Genomic DNA, 18,201 nt, shown 5'->3' on the forward strand with positions numbered 1-18,201 from the left:
CTTGCCCCCCCGTATCCGCCGTCATGCGGCGGAGCGCGCGCGTCGGTCGGCGGTTACGCCCAGTTCGCGATAGACGTCCAGCACCTCGCCGCAAATGGCGTTCCAGTCATAGCGGGCGCTGGTCCGGCGGGCGGCGCGGCCCAGGCGCACCCGGCGCAGGGGTTCGGAGATCAGGCTCTGGATCGCCGCGGCATAGGTCTGCGCGTCGGCGCTGGCGGCCAGTACGCCGTCCTGACCATCGGCGATCAGGGCGCTGGTGCTGGGCGCGCGGGGGCAGACCACGGCCAGGCCCGCGGCCATGCCCTCCAGGCTGGCGTTGCCGAAAGCTTCGGTCAGGCTGGGGTTGAACAGGATGTCAGCGCTGGAGACCGCGCGGCCCAGCGCGGCGCCGTCCAGGTGGCCGGTCAGGATAGCCTCGGGCAGGCGTTCTTCCACGAAGGCGCGGGCCGGGCCTTCGCCGATGATCAGGGGGCGGATCGGTTGACCGCGCAGCCGGACGAGCGTCTCGCAGAGGACGTCCAGGCCCTTCTCCATGACCAGGCGGCCCAGGAACGCGACGACGATCTCGTTGTCGTCGACACCCATCGAGCGACGCCAGTCCAGGTCGCGGCGCGCGGGCGAGAACCGGTCACGGTCGACGCCCCGGCCCCAGACGCGCACGCGCTCGCCCAGGCCCTGCTCGCGAAGCAGCTCCGCGATCGGCGCGTTGGGGGCCAACACGCGGTCGCACCCGCGATAGAACCTGTCCAGATAGCGCTCGGCGGTGGGGCGTAGCCAATCGAGGCCGTAGTACGACAGGTAGGTCTCGAACCGGGTGTGCAGGCTGGCCACGACCGGCAGGCCCATCTTGCGGCCCCATTTTCCGGCCTGGTTACCCAGGAGGTCGGGCGCGGACAGATGGACGGCGGTCGGGCGGAAGTCGGCCAGATCGGCGCGCAGCGCGCGGTTCAGGCCCAGCGCCAGGCGATACTCGCCGCGTCCCGGAATCGCGATCGATGGCGCGGACACAAGTTCACCGGCCGGTTCGAACGCTGGCGTATCGGTGGTGGGCGAGTAGACGCGAACCTCGGCGCCGTGACTGATCAGATAGGCGGACAAGCGGTTGAGGGCCTGGTTCGAGCCGTCACGCGTGTAATTGTAGTTCCCGGAAAACAGCGCCAGACGCAGGCCTTCGGCGGATTTTTCCTCTGCGGGCTGATGAAAAGGTCTTTCCGCGAGCAGCACGACGCCTCCGTTGGTTACATCTTCGAAGCCCCGCCCGCCTCCGAATATGACAATGGTCATATGGTGGAATGGTTCAGTTTCCGGAAGGGGCGAAAGACGTCCTTTTCCGTGCACGGTAGGTTCACTGTAGCGTCTGGGTTACACCTCCCAAGGCGTGTCCTTGGGAGCGCGGTCTTGGAAAAACGCGCGGGGGGGCTTGCGCCGCGACGCCATGATCGGCTTTTGGCGGTCCGCTCGGACTTGCCGTGGGGCTGGTTCGTGCTCAGTTATGCGCCCGGGGCCGCGAGGTGGGCGGTCCAACGATTCCTAAAGGGGCCGCCCCGCCCCGATTTCCAGCGAGATCCCGAAACGTCATGCAGCCGGTCAAGACCCTCATTCTCAGCGCCGGTCAGGGCAAGCGCCTGTCGCCCCTGACCGACGACCGGCCCAAGTGCCTGGTCGAGCTGGCCGGCCGTACGGTGCTGGAATGGCAGCTGCGCCACCTGCATCGGGCGGGCGTCACCGAGGCGGTGGTCGTCACCGGTTTCCGCGCCGATCTGGTCGAGGCCGAGGTCGCGCGCTTGCGGTTCCCGGGCATGAGCGTTCGTACGCTCTACAACCCCTTCTACAGCGTGACCGACAACCTCGCGACCTGCTGGCTGGCGCGCGAGGAGATGCGCGGCGGGCCGTTCATGATCCTCAATGGCGACACCCTGTTCGAGCCGGCCATCGCCGAGCGTCTGATCAGCGCGCCGGCCGCCCCGATCACCGTGACGGTCGATCGCAAGGCCGACGGCGTCTATGACAGCGACGACATGAAGGTCCTGACCGAGGGCGACGCCCTGCGCGCCATCGGAAAGACGATCACCGCGTACGATGCTGAATCGATCGGCTTCCTGCGCTTCGACGCCGAGGGCTCGGCCCTTTTCATCGAGACGCTGGAAAGGATCATGCGCACGCCGGAAGGCCTGAAGCGCTGGTATCTCAGCGTGATCAACGAGATCGCCCAGGCCCACGATGTGGTCCGCGTGCGCTCGATCCAGGGCCTGGAGTGGGCCGAGATGGACTTCCCCGAAGACCTGGTGCGCAACCGCGCCCTGACCGCCGAGTGGGCGGCGAAGGAAACGGTTTCGGCTTAGGCCTCGGCCGTGGTGGGCGAGGTTTCGCCCACCAGCTCGCGCACCAAGTCCAGATCCGACGGCTTGTCGACATCGACCGCCGCTAGGCCGTCGTGGGCGCGCACGGCGGCCGCCTTGACGTGGGCCAGCTTGCCTAGCTTCAGCACGGCCTCGTCCAGGGTCAGCCAGTTCAGCAGGTAGCGGATCAGGAAGCCGGGCCCCAGCATGGCGGCGATCTTCCAGGGCTGCTTGCGCAGCGCCTCGACCTTGCGCCAGACGTGGACGACGTTGAGAGCGTTCTCGTTACGCAGCAGGAAGAGATTGCAGCCCGAATAGCGACCGTCCTGGAAGCGCAGATAGGTCCGCTTGGTCCGCGGCGCGGCGGCCCGCACGCGGTCCTCGGGGGCCAGCAGCACGGCGACGTCGGCCCAGTCCGGGGTATCGGCCAGGAACTGGGTGATCCACTCGGGCTTGAGCAGGGCGTGGTCGACCGTGGTCACCACCAACGGGAAGCCGAGCCGATGCGCGGCGTTCTCGACGCTCTGGCTGGGCCCCGCGGCGGTGGGCAGCACCACGACACTGGCGCCCGCCAAGGCCGTCTTGATCGCCTCGTCATTGGCCGCGACGCCGACGCTTTCGGGGCCGGCGGCCTCGATCGCGCCCAGCACGCGGCTCAGCAGGGTCTTGCCCTCCAGCGTGATCAGGGCCTTGTGGCCGACGCCGGCATAGGCGGCGACCGGATCGACCTCGCCGCCGCGCGAGCCGGCCAGGACCAGGACCTTGAAGCCGCCGCCAGGAGCCGGGTTCACAGCGCTTTCTCGTAGACGCGATAGGTCTTGTAGTGCGTGCCGCCGACGTTCTCGGCGATGTGGGTCATGGCCTTGTTGGCCTCCAGCACCCACGAGATCTCGTAGCGATTGTAGCCAAGGCTCATCGCCATATCGCGGCTGGCCTTCATCATCCAGAAGGGCAGCATGCGGCCACGCTGGGTGCTGGCGAACTTTCTCTTCACGCCCATCAGCGGGATGCGCGCCGACTTCACGCCCTTGACCTTCAGTCGCCAGAGGAGCTTGGCCCAGCCGAACGGCAAGAGCTTGCCGCCCAGGTCGGCGATGGCCTCGTTGATGTTGGGCAGGAAGACCACGACGCCGGCGGCCTCGCCGTCGATCTCGGCGAACCAGATCAGGCGCTTGTCGATCACTTGCTTGAGCGCCTTGCCCAGCTGAGCGGTCTCGGCCTCCGTGGTGGGGGTGAAGCCCCAGTTGTCCGACCACGCGTCGTTGAGGATGTCCGTCAGGGTCTGGACCTCCGCGTCGTAGCGCTTCATGTCCAGTTGGCGCAGCACGACTCCGGCGGGCAGGCCGCGCTTGACGCGACGCTGGGCGATCTCGGGAATATCGCCGCTCTCGTCGGCGCGATAGGCGAACAGGTCCTGAGCCTTGGCGTAGCCCTGTTCCTCCACGCGCTTGCCGGCATAGGCCGGGTCGTGGCCCATCAGGATCATCGGCGGGGTGTCGAAGCCCTCGACCAGCAGGCCGACTTCCTCGTTGATCGACAGGTTGAACGGGCCGACCGCGTGAGTGCGGCCACGCGCGCGCAGCCAGTCCTCGGCGGCGCGGAACAGCACCTCGAACACCGCCGAGTCGTCCTCGGCCGCGATCATGCCGAAGTGGCCGTCCAGGCGGCCCGGCGTCGGCTGCGGCGTCAGGTGGTCGATCTGGGCGCTGATCCGGCCCACGTCGCGACCGCCGCGCGTGGCCAGGAACAGCTGGACCTCGGCGTGGGCGAAGAAGGGATTGGTCTTCGGCGTCAGGGCCTCGGTGCGCTCCATGAACAGCGGCGTGATCCAGTTGGGATCCTTGGCGTTCAGGCGGGCGGGCAGGGCGATGAAGCGCTTCAGCTCCCGGGGCGTCTTGACCGGAATGACGGTGAGGTCGGCGTTGGCGGAATCGAAAGGCATCACCCCTCCAGGGCCAGGAATGTGCGGATGGCGAGGGCGCCGAAGATCGCCGGCGCGGCCCAGACGGCCAGGAACGGGGCCAGCGCGCCGGATTCGCCCAGAGCGGTCAGCATGCCGTTGGCCACCAGGAAGAAGAGGCCCGCGCCCAGACCGGCGGTCAGCAGGACGGCCCCCTGGCCGCTGCGGAAATTGGCCAGGGCGACGGGCGCGCTCAGCAGCAGCATGACCAGCGTCACGAACGGGCCGGCGAAGGCCGCGTGGAAGTGGGTGCGGTAGAAGCTCTCGGGCCGGTCCGAGCCGCCGTTCTGCAAGGCCCGCTTGGCGGAGGCGGCGGTGGGCACGGCGTCGTCGCCGAACAGGCTCTGGACGTCGCGCGGCTTCAGCGCGGCGGGCCACGTGGTCGAGGCCGCGGTCGAGGTCTGGGCCAGATCACCGGAGAAGCGCGTGGTTTTCGGCTGTTCCAGCGTCCAGCGATCGTTGGCGTAGAGGGCTTTCTGAGCCTCGACCTTCTCGACCAGGATGCCCTTGGGATCGCGGCGGAAGATGGTGACATTGTCCATCTCGCGGCCGTCGGCGGTGGCCGTGGCCCCGATGACCAGGTCGGACCCCGCGCGGAAGGTGCGCGGGGCGGGAACCTTGCGCTCCGCCACGGGGGTCGTGTTCTTCCACCAGTCGGCCAGGGCCGGATCGGCGCGGGGCGCCAGGTATTGGCCGCAGAGAGCGTCCAGCAGCATCACGAAGATGGCCGCGGGCATGGCCATGCCGATGATGCGGTAACCCGAGACGCCCGTGGCGCGCATGGCGACGATGGCGCTTTCACGGGCCAGCTGCGAGAAGGCGAACAGGCCGCCGGCCAGCACGGCGATCGGGGCGATCTGCTCGAACAGGCGCGGCAGGCGCATGAAGGCGTAGTAGGCCACGCCCGACATCCCCAGGCCGCGGTCGAGGATGTCGTTGGTTACGTCCAGCAGATCCAGGATCTGCAGGATCGACATCAGGATCAGGGCCGCGCCGAGGATACGGGTGGCGACCGTCTTCAGGACGTAGAGCTGCAGTCTCATGCGGCTTGTCGCTTTTTCGGCAGGGGGAGGAGGCGGACGACGCGCGTGACCAGCTTGTTGATGCGGCGCACGGTGCGCGAGACCGGCGTGTCGCCCGGACGGGTGCGGCTGCCCATGAACAGCCAGACGCCGAGGCCCGCGAAGATCGCAAACGGAACCCAGATGGCTGGGATGGTCGGCAACTTGCCGGACGAGGCCATGCTCTGGCCCAGGAGCAGCGAATGCTGGAAGGCCAGCAGCAGGACGCCGGCCATGACAAGGCCCGGCGCGCGGTTGCCGCGCTTGGAGGCCAGGCCCAGCGGGAATGCCAGCATCGGCAGGAACGGCAGGAACGCCGCGCGGGCCAGGCGGCCGTAGAGTTCGCTCAGCAGCGTGGCCTTGGGAACGATCGGATTGGGCAGTTTGGACTGTCTGTAGAGCTCGCCCAGGGTCAGCTCGCGCTCGTCGCCGCCTCGGGCGCGCAGCAGCACCGCCGCGGCGCTGAGGGGGGTCTGGGTGGTCAGGCTGCTGAAAGCCAGGTTGCGGTAGTCGCCAGCGGAGTCACGCGCGATACGGCGGCCGTCCTTCAGGTCCATGGTGATGGTCTTGCCGCCCGGATCCATCTTCAGGTCGGCCTGGGCGGCGGTGATGATCTCCTCCTGGCCGCGCGCGTCCAGGCGGCGGATGAAGACCCGCGTCAGGCGCTGGCCGGCGACGTCGGCGCTGTCGGCGGTCATCAGCGAGCCCTTGTCGTCGATGAAGGCCCCGCCCGCCAGGCGTCCGTTCCAGCCGGCGTTGATCGCCGCGTGCATCACCGCGCGATAGGCGTAGCGGCTATAGGGCTGCATGTAGCCGAACACGATCAGGCTGAAGACGCTGAGGAACAGGCCGACGGCCAGGAACGGCGCGGCGATGCGCTCCAGCGACTGGCCGCTGGCCAGCAGGGCGTCGATCTCAGAGCCGTCCGACAGCTTGGTGATGACGATGAACAACGCCACGAAGAACGCGACCGGCAGGGCCAGGCCCAGATAGTGCGGCACAAGGTTGGCGGCCAATTGGGCGACATAGCCGAAGCGGGCGCTGCTTTGAGACAGGGCGTCCAGCAGGCGCAGGACGCGCTCCAGCAGCAGCGCCACGACCGTGACGCCCAGGCACCCGACCAGCGGCCAGAACAGCAGGCGCAAGAGATAGCGGTCGATCAGCCTCACCGGGCCGATGGTCAATTCCTTGGCGCTCACGCTTGGACCCACGCCTCGGCGAAGCGCTGCGCCAGGCGCTCGACGCCCTCGCTCGAAAGCGCCACGGCGGTTCCCAGGGCCGGGGCTGCGGGCCAGCCGGCGTCGGGGAAGCTCTGTCCCTCGTGCTCGCGCGCGCCCTCATAGCGGGGCAGCACGTGGAAGTGGACGTCCTTGTCGACCATCATCAGCATCAGGTAGTTGATCTTCTCGTAGTCGACTTGCGCCTTCAGAAGGCGCTCAATGCCCGCCACGGCGACTTGCAGGTCGGCGAAGGCGGCGGGACTCACCTCGGAGAACGCCTGGACTGTTTCCTTGCACACCAGGACCAAAGACCCAAATGTCGGTTGCTTCGGACGGACCAGAATCAACCAGTGATCGGTCTCCGCGATCTTGGAGCCGGGATAGCCGAACGCCAGAGCTGTGGGATTGGTCATGAGAAAGCCGGAACTTCGGGCTGATGTCGCCCGCACGTAACAATAGGGATGCGGCGTTTTAGATGAAAGCATGTTCCGTTCTCGTCGGCGCGATGTTGTTGGCGTCCGCGACGGCGGGGATCGTTCGGGCCGAAGGCGTGGCTCGGCCCCTGACGGACAAGGAGTGCGTCGGCCGCAAGAGCGCCACGCGCCTGAACGTGCAGGTCGGGGCGTTGCGGTCGAACGCCGGCGAGGTGGTGATCACGGTCTATCCGGGCGATCCGAGCCGTTTCCTGGCCCCGCGCGGCAAGGTGGAGCGGGCGCGGGTCAGAACCTCGGCGCCAATGAGCCAAGCCTGTTTCTGGCTGCCGTCGCCCAGCGACGCCTATGCGGTGGAGGTCTATCACGACGCCAACGCCAACAAGGAGCTGGACCGCAGCCCGCAGGGCATGCCGCTGGAAGGCTACGGCTTTTCCAACGACGCCCCGACGAAGTTCGCCTTTCCCTCGTTCGACGCGGTGCGCTTCGGCGTGAAGACGGGCGAGACGACGATCCGGGTCAAGGTGCGCTACCCGCGCTAGGCGACATCGGCCAGGCTGTAGCGACCCAGCTCCGAAAGCCCGTCGCCGTCGGCCTCCACGCCTCGCACGACGATCCGGGCGTTGTGGCCGCCCTGGGGCTTGGCTTCGACCTCGATCACATGCCAGCGGGCCGGCGAATGGCCGCCCCGTCCCGATGAGGCCGAGGGAACGCCCAGAACAGGGATCGCCGAGCCCCTTGGGCCGGGCACCGATCCGATGATCGTCTCGTGGGCATGGCCGTGCAGGATGAGGTCGGCCCCATGCTTGGCCAGCAGCGCGCGCAGGGCCTCCTGGTCGTCCAGCGACTTGCGCTTGGACACCGCGCCCTTGTGCGGCGGGTGGTGCAGGACGACGAGGCGGAAGAGATCCTTGTAGGCCGGATCGGCCAGGGCCTTGTCCAACCGCTGAAGCTGATCCTCGCCCAGGCGGCCAGTGGCCAGGTGCGGCGCGGTCGGCACGGCCGAGCACAGATTGAAGATCGCCACGGGGCCGCGCACGCGCACCTGCGGGAATTGAACCTCGTCCGCGTCGCCCAGCCAGGGCGTCCAGGGCGCGAAGCGTTCGCCGCCGCCCGCGCCGGCCCGGCCTTTGTCGGAGAGGGCGTCGTGATTGCCGGGGCTGACGGTGCAGTCGCTGGCCGGTCCCAGGGATTCCAGCCACTTCGTCGCCGCCGCGATCTCCGTATGCGAAGCAAAGTTGGTGAGATCGCCGCTGATCACCACATGATCGGGGCCGGCGGCCTTCACGTCGGCGACCAGGGCCGCCAGCACTTCGGGCCGGTGGACCTTGCGCTTCTTGCGCCAGGCGATGCGGCTCAGCAGCCGCTTGGTGAAGACGTCCTTCCACCCGAACGCGCCTCGCGGCGGCGGCAGGTGGGGGTCGGAGAGGTGGGCGATGCGATATATGGACAAGACGGTTCGGGTCGTTCTGGTCGAAGCAGCCGAAGCTGCTTATCAATCGGCTCGAGATTCAAGGGGTATATCTGTCTTTGACCGGTGAAATGCAAAACGGAGCTGGCGCGGGGCCGCGCGCTCTGACCGTCGGTGAAAGCGGCGGGCGCATCTGGGGCATGACCTCGGCCGAGCGCCTGTCGCGGATCTATCGGCGCCTCGGATTGGTCGAGACGCCGGTCGTCGACCTCTCGAGCGCCGTCGTGGCGGTCGACGCGGGCTGGGTGTTCGATGAGTCGCTGATCAAGGCGCTGGCGGGCCGCGAGGGCGCGGTGCTGGTCGACGATTCCGGTCGCGCCGTCGCCGTCCACGCCCCGGCCGAGCTGGGCTATGCCGCCACCGAGGCTTTGGCGGCCGGGCAGGACCCTACCGGCCTGGATCCGCGCCTGACGCGCTTGACCGCGTTGGAACTGGGTTCAGCCTACAACAGCGCCCTGCGCAAGCGTGAGCCGCCGGTGCTGGAGCGCCTGACGCCGCAAACCGTGCGCGCCGTCGAGAAGCGCCTGTTCCAGGGCTCGTACAAGGGCGTCACAGACCTCGTCACCAAGTACGTCTGGCCCACGCCGGCCCGTATCGTCACCCGCTGGGCCGCCATCGCCAAGATGACCCCCAACCAGGTGACCGGCATCGGCTTCCTGCTGGTGCTGGCGGCCATGTACCTGTTCTGGACCGGCCACTTCGGCTGGGGCCTGGTCTGCGCCTGGATCATGACCTTCCTCGACACCGTCGACGGCAAGCTGGCCCGGGTCACCCTGACCTCGTCCAAGTGGGGCAACGTCTTCGATCACGGCATCGACCTGCTGCACCCGCCGTTCTGGTGGTGGGCCTGGTTCGTCGGCGTCTACGCGATCGGCCAGGAGATTCCCTATGCGGGCCTGAGCCTGGCCATTGTCATCGCCGGCTATGTGCTGCAGCGCGTGGAGGAGGGGATCTTTCTCGCCCTCTTCAAGCTCGAGGTGCACGCTTGGCGCCCGTTCGACAGCTTCTTCCGCCTGATCACCGCGCGTCGGAACCCCAACCTGATCCTGCTGACGGCCTGCGCCCTCGTGGGCAGGCCGGACATCGGCTTCACCCTTGTGGCTATCTGGACCGCGGTGTGCTTGATCGTGCACGCCGTTCAGATTCTGCAGGGTCTGGCCGCGCCGAAGGGCTCAATCCAGTCTTGGCTGTCGAAATGACGCGCATCGGGGTTGTTCGCAATCCAAAGAGCCACGGCAACCGGGCGCATCCGCCCGGTCCGCCGCCCGAGGGCGTGCGGCTGGTCGAGCCCCTTGGCCGTGACGCCCTGAGAGCGGAACTCGAAAACTTCGCCCGCGAGGGCCTCGACCTGCTGATCATCGACGGCGGCGACGGCACGGTTCGCGACGTCATCAGCCTGCTGCCGCACACCTTTGGCGAGGATTTGCCGCTGCTGGCGGTGTTGCCGTCGGGCAAGACCAACGTCCTGGCCATCGACCTGGGCGCCCCCAGCGACTGGCGGCTCGAGGAAGTCCTGATCGCGGCCCGCCAGGCCGACCCGCGCATCAAGGAGCGGCCGCCGCTGCGGGTCAGCTGGGCCGACGGCCGGCCGTGCCTGCAGGGCTTCTTTTTCGGGGTCGGGGCCATGGTCAAGGCGACCAACCTGGCCCAGAAGGCCCACAAGGTCGGCTTCTTCCATAATCTGGCCGTGGCCGTGACCATCCTGAGCGCCACCCTGGGCGCGCTGTTCGGCGGGGCCAAGGACGAGTGGCGCGAGGGCGTGCCGGCCAGGCTGGCCATCGACGGCCAGGACCAGCCGGGCGACGAGCGGTTCGCCATCGTGGCCACGGCCCTCAAGCGACTGCCGTTCGGCCTCAAGCCCTTTGGCGCGCCGCGCGAGGGCCTGAAGCTCCTGGACGTCGACGCCCCGCCGCGACGGCTCATGAAAGCCCTGCCGATGGTGCTGAGCGGCAAGGCCGAACCGGCCCTGGAAGGCCTGGGCTATCGCCGCCGCGACCCGCGCCTGATCAGCCTGGCCGGCGGCGCGCCCTTCGTGCTGGACGGCGAGGTCTACGAAGGCGGCGACCTGACCATTGGCCTCGGGCCATCCTTGCGGTTCCTCGTCGGATGAGCAGCCTTCGCGACCTCGTCGCGGCCGAGCTCTCCACGCCGACCCCCGCGCCGATCACCGCCTTCGCCGAGAGCCTGACGACGATTTTTCCGGGCGCCCAAGCCGTGCTGTTCTACGGCTCCATCCTGCGGACGGGCGATCTCTCGGGCGTGCTCGACTACTACGTCCTGACCGAGCGGCCGCCGGCCGGATGGCGCGGCCTCTTCACCCGCATCCTGTGGCCGGACGTCAGCTATCACGAGTTCGAGCACGAGGGGCGGGTTCTGCGAGCCAAGGTGGCCTCGATGACCCTGAACCAATTCCGCAGGGCCGCCAGCGGCGGGGGCCACGACACCACCATCTGGGCCCGCTTCGTGCAGCCCTGCGCGCTGATCTGGGCGGGGGAAGGCGCGCGCGAGACGGTGATCGACGCAGTGACCGACGCCTGCCGTACGGCGGCTCGCTACGCCCGCGCCCTGGGGCCGGTCGACGGGACGCCGCGCGACCTGTGGACCGCCTTGTTCCGCGAGACCTACAAGGCCGAACTGCGGGTCGAGAAGGCCGGCCGGGAGGTCTCGATCCTGACCTTCGACCCCCAGCGCTACGACCACGTCATGGAAGCCGTCTGGCGTGACGAGGGCCGGGCGATGGATGAGGCCGAGCGCGCTCGCGTGCGTCGCGACTGGCGGCCGCGCAAGCTGTTGGGCAAGCCGCTGAACGCCGCGCGGCTGATGAAGGCGTCCTTCACCTTCCAGGGCGCGGCGCGCTACGCCGCCTGGAAGATCGAGCGTCACACCGGCGTGCCCATCGAGGTCACGCCCTGGCGCGAGCGCCATCCCATCCTGGCCGCGCCCGGCGTGCTGCTGAAGGTCTGGAAAAGCCGTCGCAGGGCGACCTGAGGCCACAAACAAAAACGCCCGGGTGTGAGCCCGGGCGTCTTCGTTCAGCGATGCAGCAATCTTAGGCGCGAGCGCGCTTCAGAGGCTCGATGACGCCAAGGGCCGCGCCGATTTCGGCGAAGGCGCCCAGGACGGCGTCGATCTGCTCGTCGGTGTGGGCGGCGCTGACGCTGGCGCGCAGCAGCGGACGGCTGTCCGGCGTGGCGGGCGGCAGGGCCAGGTTCAGGTAGACGCCAGCCTGCAGCAGGGCGTTCCACATGGCGATGGCGCGTTCCTGATCCGGGATGGTCGTGGCGACCACCGGGCTGGCCGTCGGGCCGGTGTGGAAGCCCATGGCGGTCAGGCCGTCGTACAAGCGCTTGGCGTTGCGGTTCAGGCGGTCGCGCAGCTCCGGCTGCTCGATCATGCGACGCAGGGCGGTGATGGTCGAGGCGACCACGGCTGGCGGCAGCGAGGCGGTGAACATGTATGGACGGCAGACGACGCGCATGACGTCGAAGTCGTCCAGGTTCGAGACGCAGAAGCCGCCGATGGCGCCCAGGCTCTTGGAGAAGGTGCCGACGATGAAGTCGACGTCGTCTTCCACGCCAGCCGCCTCGGCCAGGCCGCGGCCCGTCGCGCCCAGCACGCCCATCGAGTGGGCCTCGTCGACCAGCAGATAGCCGCCCAGCTCGCGCTTCACGGCGGCGATTTCCTTCAGCGGCGCGACGTCGCCGATCATCGAATAGACGCCTTCGACCACGATCAGGCGCTCGCCCGGCGCATCGCCCAGGCGACGCAGGCGCTTGGCCAGGTCCTCGGGGTCGTTGTGGCGGAAGCGGATGACCTCGGCGTGGCCCAGACGCGAGCCGTCATAGATCGAGGCGTGGCTGTCGGCGTCGAGGATCAGGTGGTCGCCGCGACCCACCAGGGTCGACAGCACGCCCAGATTGGCCTGGTAGCCAGTCGTGAAGACCATGGCGTGCTTGCGGCCGTAGAACTTGGCCAGTTCCTGCTCGAGCTCGACGTGCGCCTCGAACGAACCATTGGCGATGCGGGAACCGGTGGTGCCCGTGCCGCGTTCCTGCACAGCTTTGACCGAAGCGGCGATCGCCTCCTCGTCGAAGGTCAGGCCCAGATAGTTGTTGGTGCCCAGCAGGATCGTCGGACGCCCCTCGACGACGCCCTCGGTCGGCGAGGTCACGGCGTCGAAGCGAACCTTGAACGGGTCGGCGCCGGCGCTCTGGATGGCCTTGTACGCATCGCGATAGGCCAGGTGCTTATCGAATAGCCCCATTAGTTAAGCCCTAGTCCGGAGATCATTGATCAGTTTGGAAAGGTCGCCGGCGGTCTCGACAGAGGCCAGGCGATCGAGAGGAATGGAGATGTCGAAGGTGTCTTCCAGCTCCATGATGATGTTCATCAGGGCCAGGGAATCCACGGCGAGATCGCGACCGATATGCGACTCTGCACGAACCTCTACGGGCCGTCCCAGAACCTTGCTCGCCGCCACCCCGATCTCGCGCAAGCTGAGATCCGTAACCGTTTCCATTCTAAACCAAACCTCCGGGAGCCCCACCCGTGACACTACTGTAACGGCGAGTCTGTCAGATTTCCGCCATATTTGAACTAGGCGGCGACGTTTTTAGGTAACCACCCCTGTTCTCGATACCAAGCGACGGTGTGCAAGAAGCCGTCGATCAGGCCGAATACGCTGGGTACTCCCTCCGCCATCGGAGCGCTAGATAGGGACCAATCGTTGTGAAGCAACTCCCTGGCCTTGCCTAAACCGAACACCGAGGGGTTGTTTGAGGCGAAAGACCAAGCATCCGCTAGGGTTCCAGCCAGCAGGAGCGCGTTATCGGGCAACCTGACCAGTCGGGGCGCGCGGTTCATCACCCGGGCGGCGGCGGTCATGATTTCTGACCAAGTGTAACCGTCGCGCCGCACATCCGAGAGCTCTACAAGGCCCGAAACGGGCCTGCGGCAGAAGGCGACGAGCTTGGCCGCGGCGTCCTGGACGTGGATCATGGCGATCCGTGAGTCTGGCGACAGCACCGGCAGCACCGGGCTCTTGGCCGCCAGTTCGAACAGCGCCAGGGTCTCGGTGTCGCCCGGGCCATAGATGGCCGGCGGACGCACGATCAGGGCGCTGGGGCTGGCCTCGCGCACCGCGTCCTCGCCCGCGCGCTTGCTGGCGCCGTAGTTCGACAGACGTGGTTCGCGCGCGGCGAGGCTGGAGACCAGGATGAACCGGGCTCCGGCGGCCTGGGCTGCCTGGGCGGCGGCGCGGGCTCCGTCGCGATTGACCACGTTGAAGCCGTCCAGCGAGGCGGCCTTGATCAGGCCGGCCACGTGGATCACGACCTCGGCGCCCCGGCACAGGCGGTCGAGCGCCCCGGGGGTCTTCAGGTCGCCGACGACAATCTCGACATCGAGATCGCGCCAGAGCGGATGGATCGGGTCGCGGCGGACAAGGACGCGGGGCGTCCAGCCGTCCTGGGCCAGGGCGCGGACCAGGTGACGGCCCAGGAAACCCGTGGCGCCGGTGACCGCGACGACGGATCTAGTCACCGTAAGCGCCGGCCAGGTACGCGGTCTTGGCCTTCGAGCGGCTCAGCTTGCCCGACGAGGTCTGGGGCAGCGCGTGGGCGCCGACCAGTTTCACCTTGGCCTCGACGCCGTGGCGGGTGCGCAGCAGGGTGGAGACCTGCTCGACCAGGGCGGCGCGGGTGTCGCCGTCGCCGCCGCGGGCCTGGACCAGCACTACGATCTGATCTTCCGGCTCGGCGGGAATCGAGAAGGCGCAGACGTCGCCGCTGCGCAGACCGTCGATCTCGTGATCCGCCGTCCATTCGAGATCTTGCGGCCAGATGTTGCGGCCGTTGAGGATGATCAGGTCCTTGGCGCGGCCCGTGATGACGATCTCGCCCTCGATCTTGAAGCCGATGTCGCCGGTGTCCAGCCAGCCGTCGGCCGACAGTACGCGGGCGGTCTCTTCCGGATTGGCGAAGTAGCCGCTCATCACCGATGGGCCTTTGGCGAAGATACGGCCAACGCCGCGCTCGGGCAGGACGGCGCCGGCCTCGTCACGGACCTCCAGGAAGTGATCGGGCAGGGCGGGGCCGCAGCGGGCGAAGTCGCGGGCGCGGTCCGAGCCTTCCGGGGCGTCGACGGCCAGGTTGTCACGTTCCAGGCGCTCGACATCCAGGGTCTCGGCGCGCAGTCCCTTGCCCAGCGGGGCCATCGACAGGGCGAGGGTCGCCTCGGCCATGCCATAGCTGGCCACGAACGCCTTGGGCGAGAAGCCGGCCGGGCCGAACGCCTCGACGAAGGCCTTCAGCGGCGGCATGCGGATCATGTCGCCGCCCAGACCGGCGCTGCGCCAGTGGCTGAGGTCGTAGGCGTCGAGCGGCTGGCCCTGCACGCGGCGCGCACACAGCTCGTAGCCGAAGGTCGGGCTATAGGCGATCGTCGCCTTGTTGCGACCGATCAGGTCGATCCACAGCAGCGGACGGCGCACGAACGCGCCGGTCGGCAACAGGTCTACCGACATCTGGCAGCTGAGCGGGCTGAGCAGGAAGCCGATCAGGCCCATGTCGTGATACAGCGGCAGCCACGAGATGGCGCGGTCTTCCGGCCTGACCTGCAGGCCATCGCGGGTGATGGCCACGCAGTTGGCCATCAGGGCCTTATGACGGACCAGGACGCCCGTCGGCGTGCGGGTGCTGCCCGACGAGAACTGCAGATAGCAGGGATCTTCCGGGGTGATGGTCGGCAGCGCCGCGCCGCCGTCATCGGGCAGGTCGGCCAGGACGCCGGCGAATTCGAGGCCCGCGCGTTCGCCGATCTCGGCCACCCAGTCCTTCAGGCCGTTCGGGCCGATCAGGATCTTGGCCTTGGCCGACAGGGCCAGGTTCTTGATCTGCTCGATATAGGCCTCGCGGCCGCCCAGCGGGGTTGGCAGCGCCATCGGCGCGGGCAGCAGGCCCGCGTACTGGCAGGCGAAAAAGGCGCGCACGAAGTCGGCGTCGGTCTCGGCCAGCAGGGCCACGCTGTCGCCGACCTTGGCGCCCGTGGCCAGCAGGCGTCGGGCCAGGACCAGCGCGTCCTCGCGCAGCTTGGCGTAGGGGATCGCCTCGACCAGTTCGCCGCGCAGCGAATACAGGTTGACCCCGGTCTCGCCGGTCGCGGCGAAATCGAGGGCCTGGGTCAGGGTCGGGAAGTCGGCGAACCGGACAGTACGCTCAGACGCCGTGGGGGTGATCATAAGATAGTCTTTCATCGTCTTTGTCGGTGCGCGCGGAGCCTTCCTCCGCCGCGAGTCGGGCGAGCCTGTGACGCGCCATGAAATACATGCCCACGGCCATCGCCAAAGCGGACGCAACCAGAGCGGCGCCCGCGCCGGTCAGGCCGAAGGTCTTGATCAGCGGTCCGAGCGCCGCGAGGTAAGCGATAACAACCACGAGGCGTACGGCCAAGGCCGCGCCGGCGGCGCGCATGGACACGAGCATCGGCTCCAGAGGCAGGGACAGGATGGCGATGGCCGCCGCGGCCACCTGCCAGTTCATGACCCCCGCGGCCGCGCCGAACGCCTTGCCCATCACGACCTCGAGAATCCACCTGCCGGCGACCAGGCTGACCAGGAGCAGCGCGGCGGCCGCGCCGCCGCCGATCAGGCCGATCTGCAGCGCCAGCTTGGTCATGGCCTGCCGCCCGCCGGTGGCGCGCATCTTGGCCAGCTCGGGATAGAGGGCCGGGACCATCAGGCGCGCCGGCTTGGCCATGCCGTCGGCCACCTGCTTGCCGATCCGCCAGTAGGCCGCCTGGACCGGGCCCAGCATGGCGCCGACGACCAGGGTCAGCACGTGGGTGAATCCGACGTCGATCGTGCTCGAGAAGTTGGTGGCGATGGCGAAGCGCCAGACGCCCGGCAGGCCCCTTGAGGTCGGTCCCATCATCTTGAAGCCCTTCAGCAGGCCGCGCTGGTTCAGGTCCCAGGCCGCGATGGCGGCGATGTAGAAGAACGAGACGAAGGTGCCGGCCGCCCAGGCCGCCAGGAACCATTGAATCTCGGCGCCGGCCAGGGCGCAGATCCCGCAGCCGATCATCCGAACGAACGAACTCACCGCCTGTTGGCCCGCCAGGTAGCGGAAGCGATCGAACAGGCGGAGCAGGCCAACGCCCGTGGCCGAGGTCATCACCCCGATCGACAGGGCGTACAGCGCGCCATAGCCGCTCATGCCCGCCGGCCAGTTCAGTTCGCGCCAGAAGAACCAGGAGCCCAGAACGCCGAGGACGACGCCCAGCATGCCGCTGATCAGGTCCAGCAGCAGCGACAGACGCAGCACCTGGTGAAACTTGGGTCGATCGTTCTCCAGGGCCGGTGTCGTGCCGTAGGTGATCAGGGTCTGCCACGACTGGAAGTGCGCCACCTCGCCCAGGAACTGCGCGAAGGCGTTGATCAGCACGACCACGCCCATCGCCTCCTTGCCCAGGCTCCGGGCGGTGAGGGCGATATAGGCCAGGCCGACGATGGCGTTGACGATCCGACCGCTCAGCAGTTCGCCGGCGTTGCGCAGGACATGCTTCAGCGGATTCGGGGCGGCGGGAGGCGCGTCGGTCATGCCTTGCGCTCCAGCTTGTCGACGATGGCGCGCGCGGCCCGGACCGAGGCCGGAACGTTCGTGATGTCGAACGTCTCCTCGATGCCCCACACCTGGGCTTCGCGATAGTTTTCGTGGGTGGCGAAGGCCTGGTCGAGCGCCTCGCCCAGCCGTTCGACGTTCTCCAGTACTGGCCCGTACAGCCAGTGATGGAAGCTGGGATCGCCGCACCAGGTTGCCTGGCTGGAATTGAGGAACAGACACGGCTTGGGCGTGCGCAGGAACTCGTAGACCTGGCTGGAGACGTCGCCCAGATAGAGGTCGGCCGCCTTGGTGTAGGTCATGTCCGCCGCGGCCGGACCACCCAGGTCGACGTGGATGCGCGGATGCTCGGCGAAGGCCTTGAACGCGGCGCGCTCCTCGGTCGAGGCGGTCTCGAACAGGCGGATATGCGGCGCGAAGATCAGGTTGTAGCGGTCGTTGGCCGCGAAGAATTCCATCACCTGCCGGCCCCACTTGGGCCAGGAGCCCAGTGTGGCGTGGAAGTGCGGATTGTACAGCACCACCGGACCCGGCTGGTCGAACCGCGGGGCCGCGCGCTGGGGCAGATCATCGACCAGATCGAACTTGGGGTAACCGACCATGACGCACGTGTCTTCGGTGACCCAGCCCTCCTGCAGCATGCGGTCGCGCTGCTTGCGACCGGCCGCCATGACCAGGTCGAACAGCTTCAGGCGCGGCTCGAACGGGCCTTCCCGGTCGCCGGCGCCGTGCTGGGTGTAGACCAGCAGCGGGTGGCGCACGCCCAGCCGACGAAGCAGGGCGGTGGTGCGTTCGGGGGTGATCACCGCGTCGTAGCGGGACAGGCGCCGGGCGTTGGCGATCAGCATCAGCGCCTTGGGCGGTGCGCCGCCGCCGCCGAAGCGGCGCAACCAGGCCGGAGGCAGCAGGACGAGCTCGATCGCGGCGCCGCCCAACTCGGCGAGCAGGCCGGAGACATAGTCGAGCAGCTCGGGCGTGGTCGCGGCGATCTCCACCTTGATGGCCGGCCAGCGCCTGGCCATGGCGACGGCCACCGACAGGCTGTGCCAGACCTGATGGTGTTGCGCGATGTAGAGAAAGCAGACGCGTTTGGCGGCGGCCACG

18 protein-coding genes are annotated in these 18,201 nt (G+C 68.3%); 5 read left to right on the forward strand and 13 right to left on the reverse strand.

The genetic code is table 11. From position 1 onward, the window contains the following. Positions 1 to 21: 21 nt before the first annotated feature. Positions 22 to 1,224, reverse strand: coding sequence for a glycosyltransferase family 1 protein (locus EIK80_RS12665; RefSeq protein ID WP_233586606.1), 1,203 nt, complete (start codon positions 1,222 to 1,224; stop codon positions 22 to 24). Between the two features lie 353 nt (positions 1,225 to 1,577). Between EIK80_RS12665 and EIK80_RS12670 the strand changes: the two genes are divergently transcribed. Continuing rightward, the gene (locus EIK80_RS12670) at positions 1,578 to 2,342 is read left to right on the forward strand and encodes an NTP transferase domain-containing protein (protein ID WP_125157376.1); all 765 of its coding nucleotides are present in this window, start codon (positions 1,578 to 1,580) and stop codon (positions 2,340 to 2,342) included. Here EIK80_RS12670 and EIK80_RS12675 read toward each other — a convergent pair. Genes EIK80_RS12675 through EIK80_RS12695 form a run of 5 tightly spaced genes read right to left on the reverse strand, consistent with a single transcriptional unit; the run spans position 2,339 to position 6,993 of the window. Further along, positions 2,339 to 3,223, reverse strand: coding sequence for a nucleotidyltransferase family protein (locus EIK80_RS12675; RefSeq protein WP_125157377.1), 885 nt, complete (start codon positions 3,221 to 3,223; stop codon positions 2,339 to 2,341). The two genes, EIK80_RS12670 and EIK80_RS12675, sit on opposite strands and share 4 nt — an antisense overlap. Continuing rightward, positions 3,127 to 4,281 (reverse strand): ceramide synthase, encoded by a 1,155-nt coding sequence (bcerS, locus tag EIK80_RS12680; RefSeq protein WP_125157378.1) that lies wholly within the window; start codon positions 4,279 to 4,281, stop codon positions 3,127 to 3,129. The genes EIK80_RS12675 and bcerS overlap by 97 nt, the downstream gene beginning before the upstream one ends. Beyond that, a complete protein-coding gene (locus EIK80_RS12685) occupies positions 4,281 to 5,342 on the reverse strand; it encodes an LptF/LptG family permease (RefSeq protein ID WP_125157379.1) in 1,062 nt (353 codons plus the stop codon). The genes bcerS and EIK80_RS12685 overlap by 1 nt, the downstream gene beginning before the upstream one ends. Continuing rightward, positions 5,339 to 6,559 (reverse strand): LptF/LptG family permease, encoded by a 1,221-nt coding sequence (locus tag EIK80_RS12690; RefSeq protein WP_125157380.1) that lies wholly within the window; start codon positions 6,557 to 6,559, stop codon positions 5,339 to 5,341. Before EIK80_RS12690 ends, EIK80_RS12685 begins: the two co-directional genes overlap by 4 nt. Further along, positions 6,556 to 6,993 (reverse strand): HIT family protein, encoded by a 438-nt coding sequence (locus EIK80_RS12695; protein WP_125157381.1) that lies wholly within the window; start codon positions 6,991 to 6,993, stop codon positions 6,556 to 6,558. Before EIK80_RS12695 ends, EIK80_RS12690 begins: the two co-directional genes overlap by 4 nt. Positions 6,994 to 7,055: 62 nt before the next feature. On the opposite strand from EIK80_RS12695, the gene EIK80_RS12700 reads away from it, so the two are divergent. Further along, positions 7,056 to 7,553, forward strand: a complete 498-nt coding sequence (locus EIK80_RS12700) for a DUF2141 domain-containing protein (RefSeq protein ID WP_125157382.1) — start codon at positions 7,056 to 7,058, stop codon at positions 7,551 to 7,553. Here the strand turns inward: EIK80_RS12700 and EIK80_RS12705 are convergent. Beyond that, on the reverse strand, positions 7,550 to 8,464 hold the full coding sequence (locus tag EIK80_RS12705) for a metallophosphoesterase (protein ID WP_125157383.1): 915 nt from the start codon (positions 8,462 to 8,464) through the stop codon (positions 7,550 to 7,552). The genes EIK80_RS12700 and EIK80_RS12705 overlap by 4 nt on opposite strands. A gap of 89 nt (positions 8,465 to 8,553) precedes the next feature. Here EIK80_RS12705 and EIK80_RS12710 point away from each other — a divergent pair, with 89 nt between their 5' ends. From EIK80_RS12710 to EIK80_RS12720, 3 genes are read left to right on the forward strand one after another with little or no spacing between them, the layout of a single operon-like run. Beyond that, positions 8,554 to 9,681, forward strand: a complete 1,128-nt coding sequence (locus EIK80_RS12710; RefSeq protein WP_125157384.1) for a CDP-alcohol phosphatidyltransferase family protein — start codon at positions 8,554 to 8,556, stop codon at positions 9,679 to 9,681. Further along, complete coding sequence (locus tag EIK80_RS12715) at positions 9,600 to 10,592, forward strand: diacylglycerol kinase family protein (protein WP_370450219.1); 993 nt, start codon at positions 9,600 to 9,602, stop codon at positions 10,590 to 10,592. Before EIK80_RS12710 ends, EIK80_RS12715 begins: the two co-directional genes overlap by 82 nt. Continuing rightward, positions 10,589 to 11,470, forward strand: coding sequence for a hypothetical protein (locus EIK80_RS12720; protein ID WP_125157386.1), 882 nt, complete (start codon positions 10,589 to 10,591; stop codon positions 11,468 to 11,470). The genes EIK80_RS12715 and EIK80_RS12720 overlap by 4 nt, the downstream gene beginning before the upstream one ends. A 61-nt stretch (positions 11,471 to 11,531) precedes the next feature. Here the strand turns inward: EIK80_RS12720 and spt are convergent, their stop codons facing one another. The 6 genes from spt to EIK80_RS12750 all read right to left on the reverse strand — a co-directional run bounded on the left by spt (position 11,532) and on the right by EIK80_RS12750 (position 18,200). Continuing rightward, entirely contained in the window at positions 11,532 to 12,746 is a 1,215-nt protein-coding gene (gene spt / locus EIK80_RS12725; RefSeq protein ID WP_125157387.1) for a serine palmitoyltransferase, read from the reverse strand. 3 nt (positions 12,747 to 12,749) lie between these two features. Continuing rightward, entirely contained in the window at positions 12,750 to 13,001 is a 252-nt protein-coding gene (locus EIK80_RS12730; RefSeq protein WP_013079816.1) for an acyl carrier protein, read from the reverse strand. Between the two features lie 77 nt (positions 13,002 to 13,078). Then, positions 13,079 to 14,023 carry a ceramide reductase gene (gene cerR, locus EIK80_RS12735; protein ID WP_125157388.1) on the reverse strand — a complete coding sequence of 315 codons (945 nt, stop codon included), beginning with the start codon at positions 14,021 to 14,023 and terminating at the stop codon, positions 13,079 to 13,081. Next, positions 14,016 to 15,734, reverse strand: coding sequence for a fatty acyl-AMP ligase (locus tag EIK80_RS12740; protein WP_125157389.1), 1,719 nt, complete (start codon positions 15,732 to 15,734; stop codon positions 14,016 to 14,018). The genes cerR and EIK80_RS12740 overlap by 8 nt, the downstream gene beginning before the upstream one ends. Next, positions 15,697 to 17,076, reverse strand: coding sequence for a lipopolysaccharide biosynthesis protein (locus EIK80_RS12745; RefSeq protein WP_125157390.1), 1,380 nt, complete (start codon positions 17,074 to 17,076; stop codon positions 15,697 to 15,699). The genes EIK80_RS12740 and EIK80_RS12745 overlap by 38 nt, the downstream gene beginning before the upstream one ends. Then, positions 17,073 to 18,200 carry a glycerophosphotransferase gene (locus tag EIK80_RS12750; protein WP_125157391.1) on the reverse strand — a complete coding sequence of 376 codons (1,128 nt, stop codon included), beginning with the start codon at positions 18,198 to 18,200 and terminating at the stop codon, positions 17,073 to 17,075. Before EIK80_RS12750 ends, EIK80_RS12745 begins: the two co-directional genes overlap by 4 nt. Between the last annotated feature and the right edge of the window lies 1 nt (position 18,201).

Source organism: Caulobacter sp. 602-1, from assembly GCF_003931565.1.
In the GTDB taxonomy this organism is placed as follows: domain Bacteria; phylum Pseudomonadota; class Alphaproteobacteria; order Caulobacterales; family Caulobacteraceae; genus Caulobacter.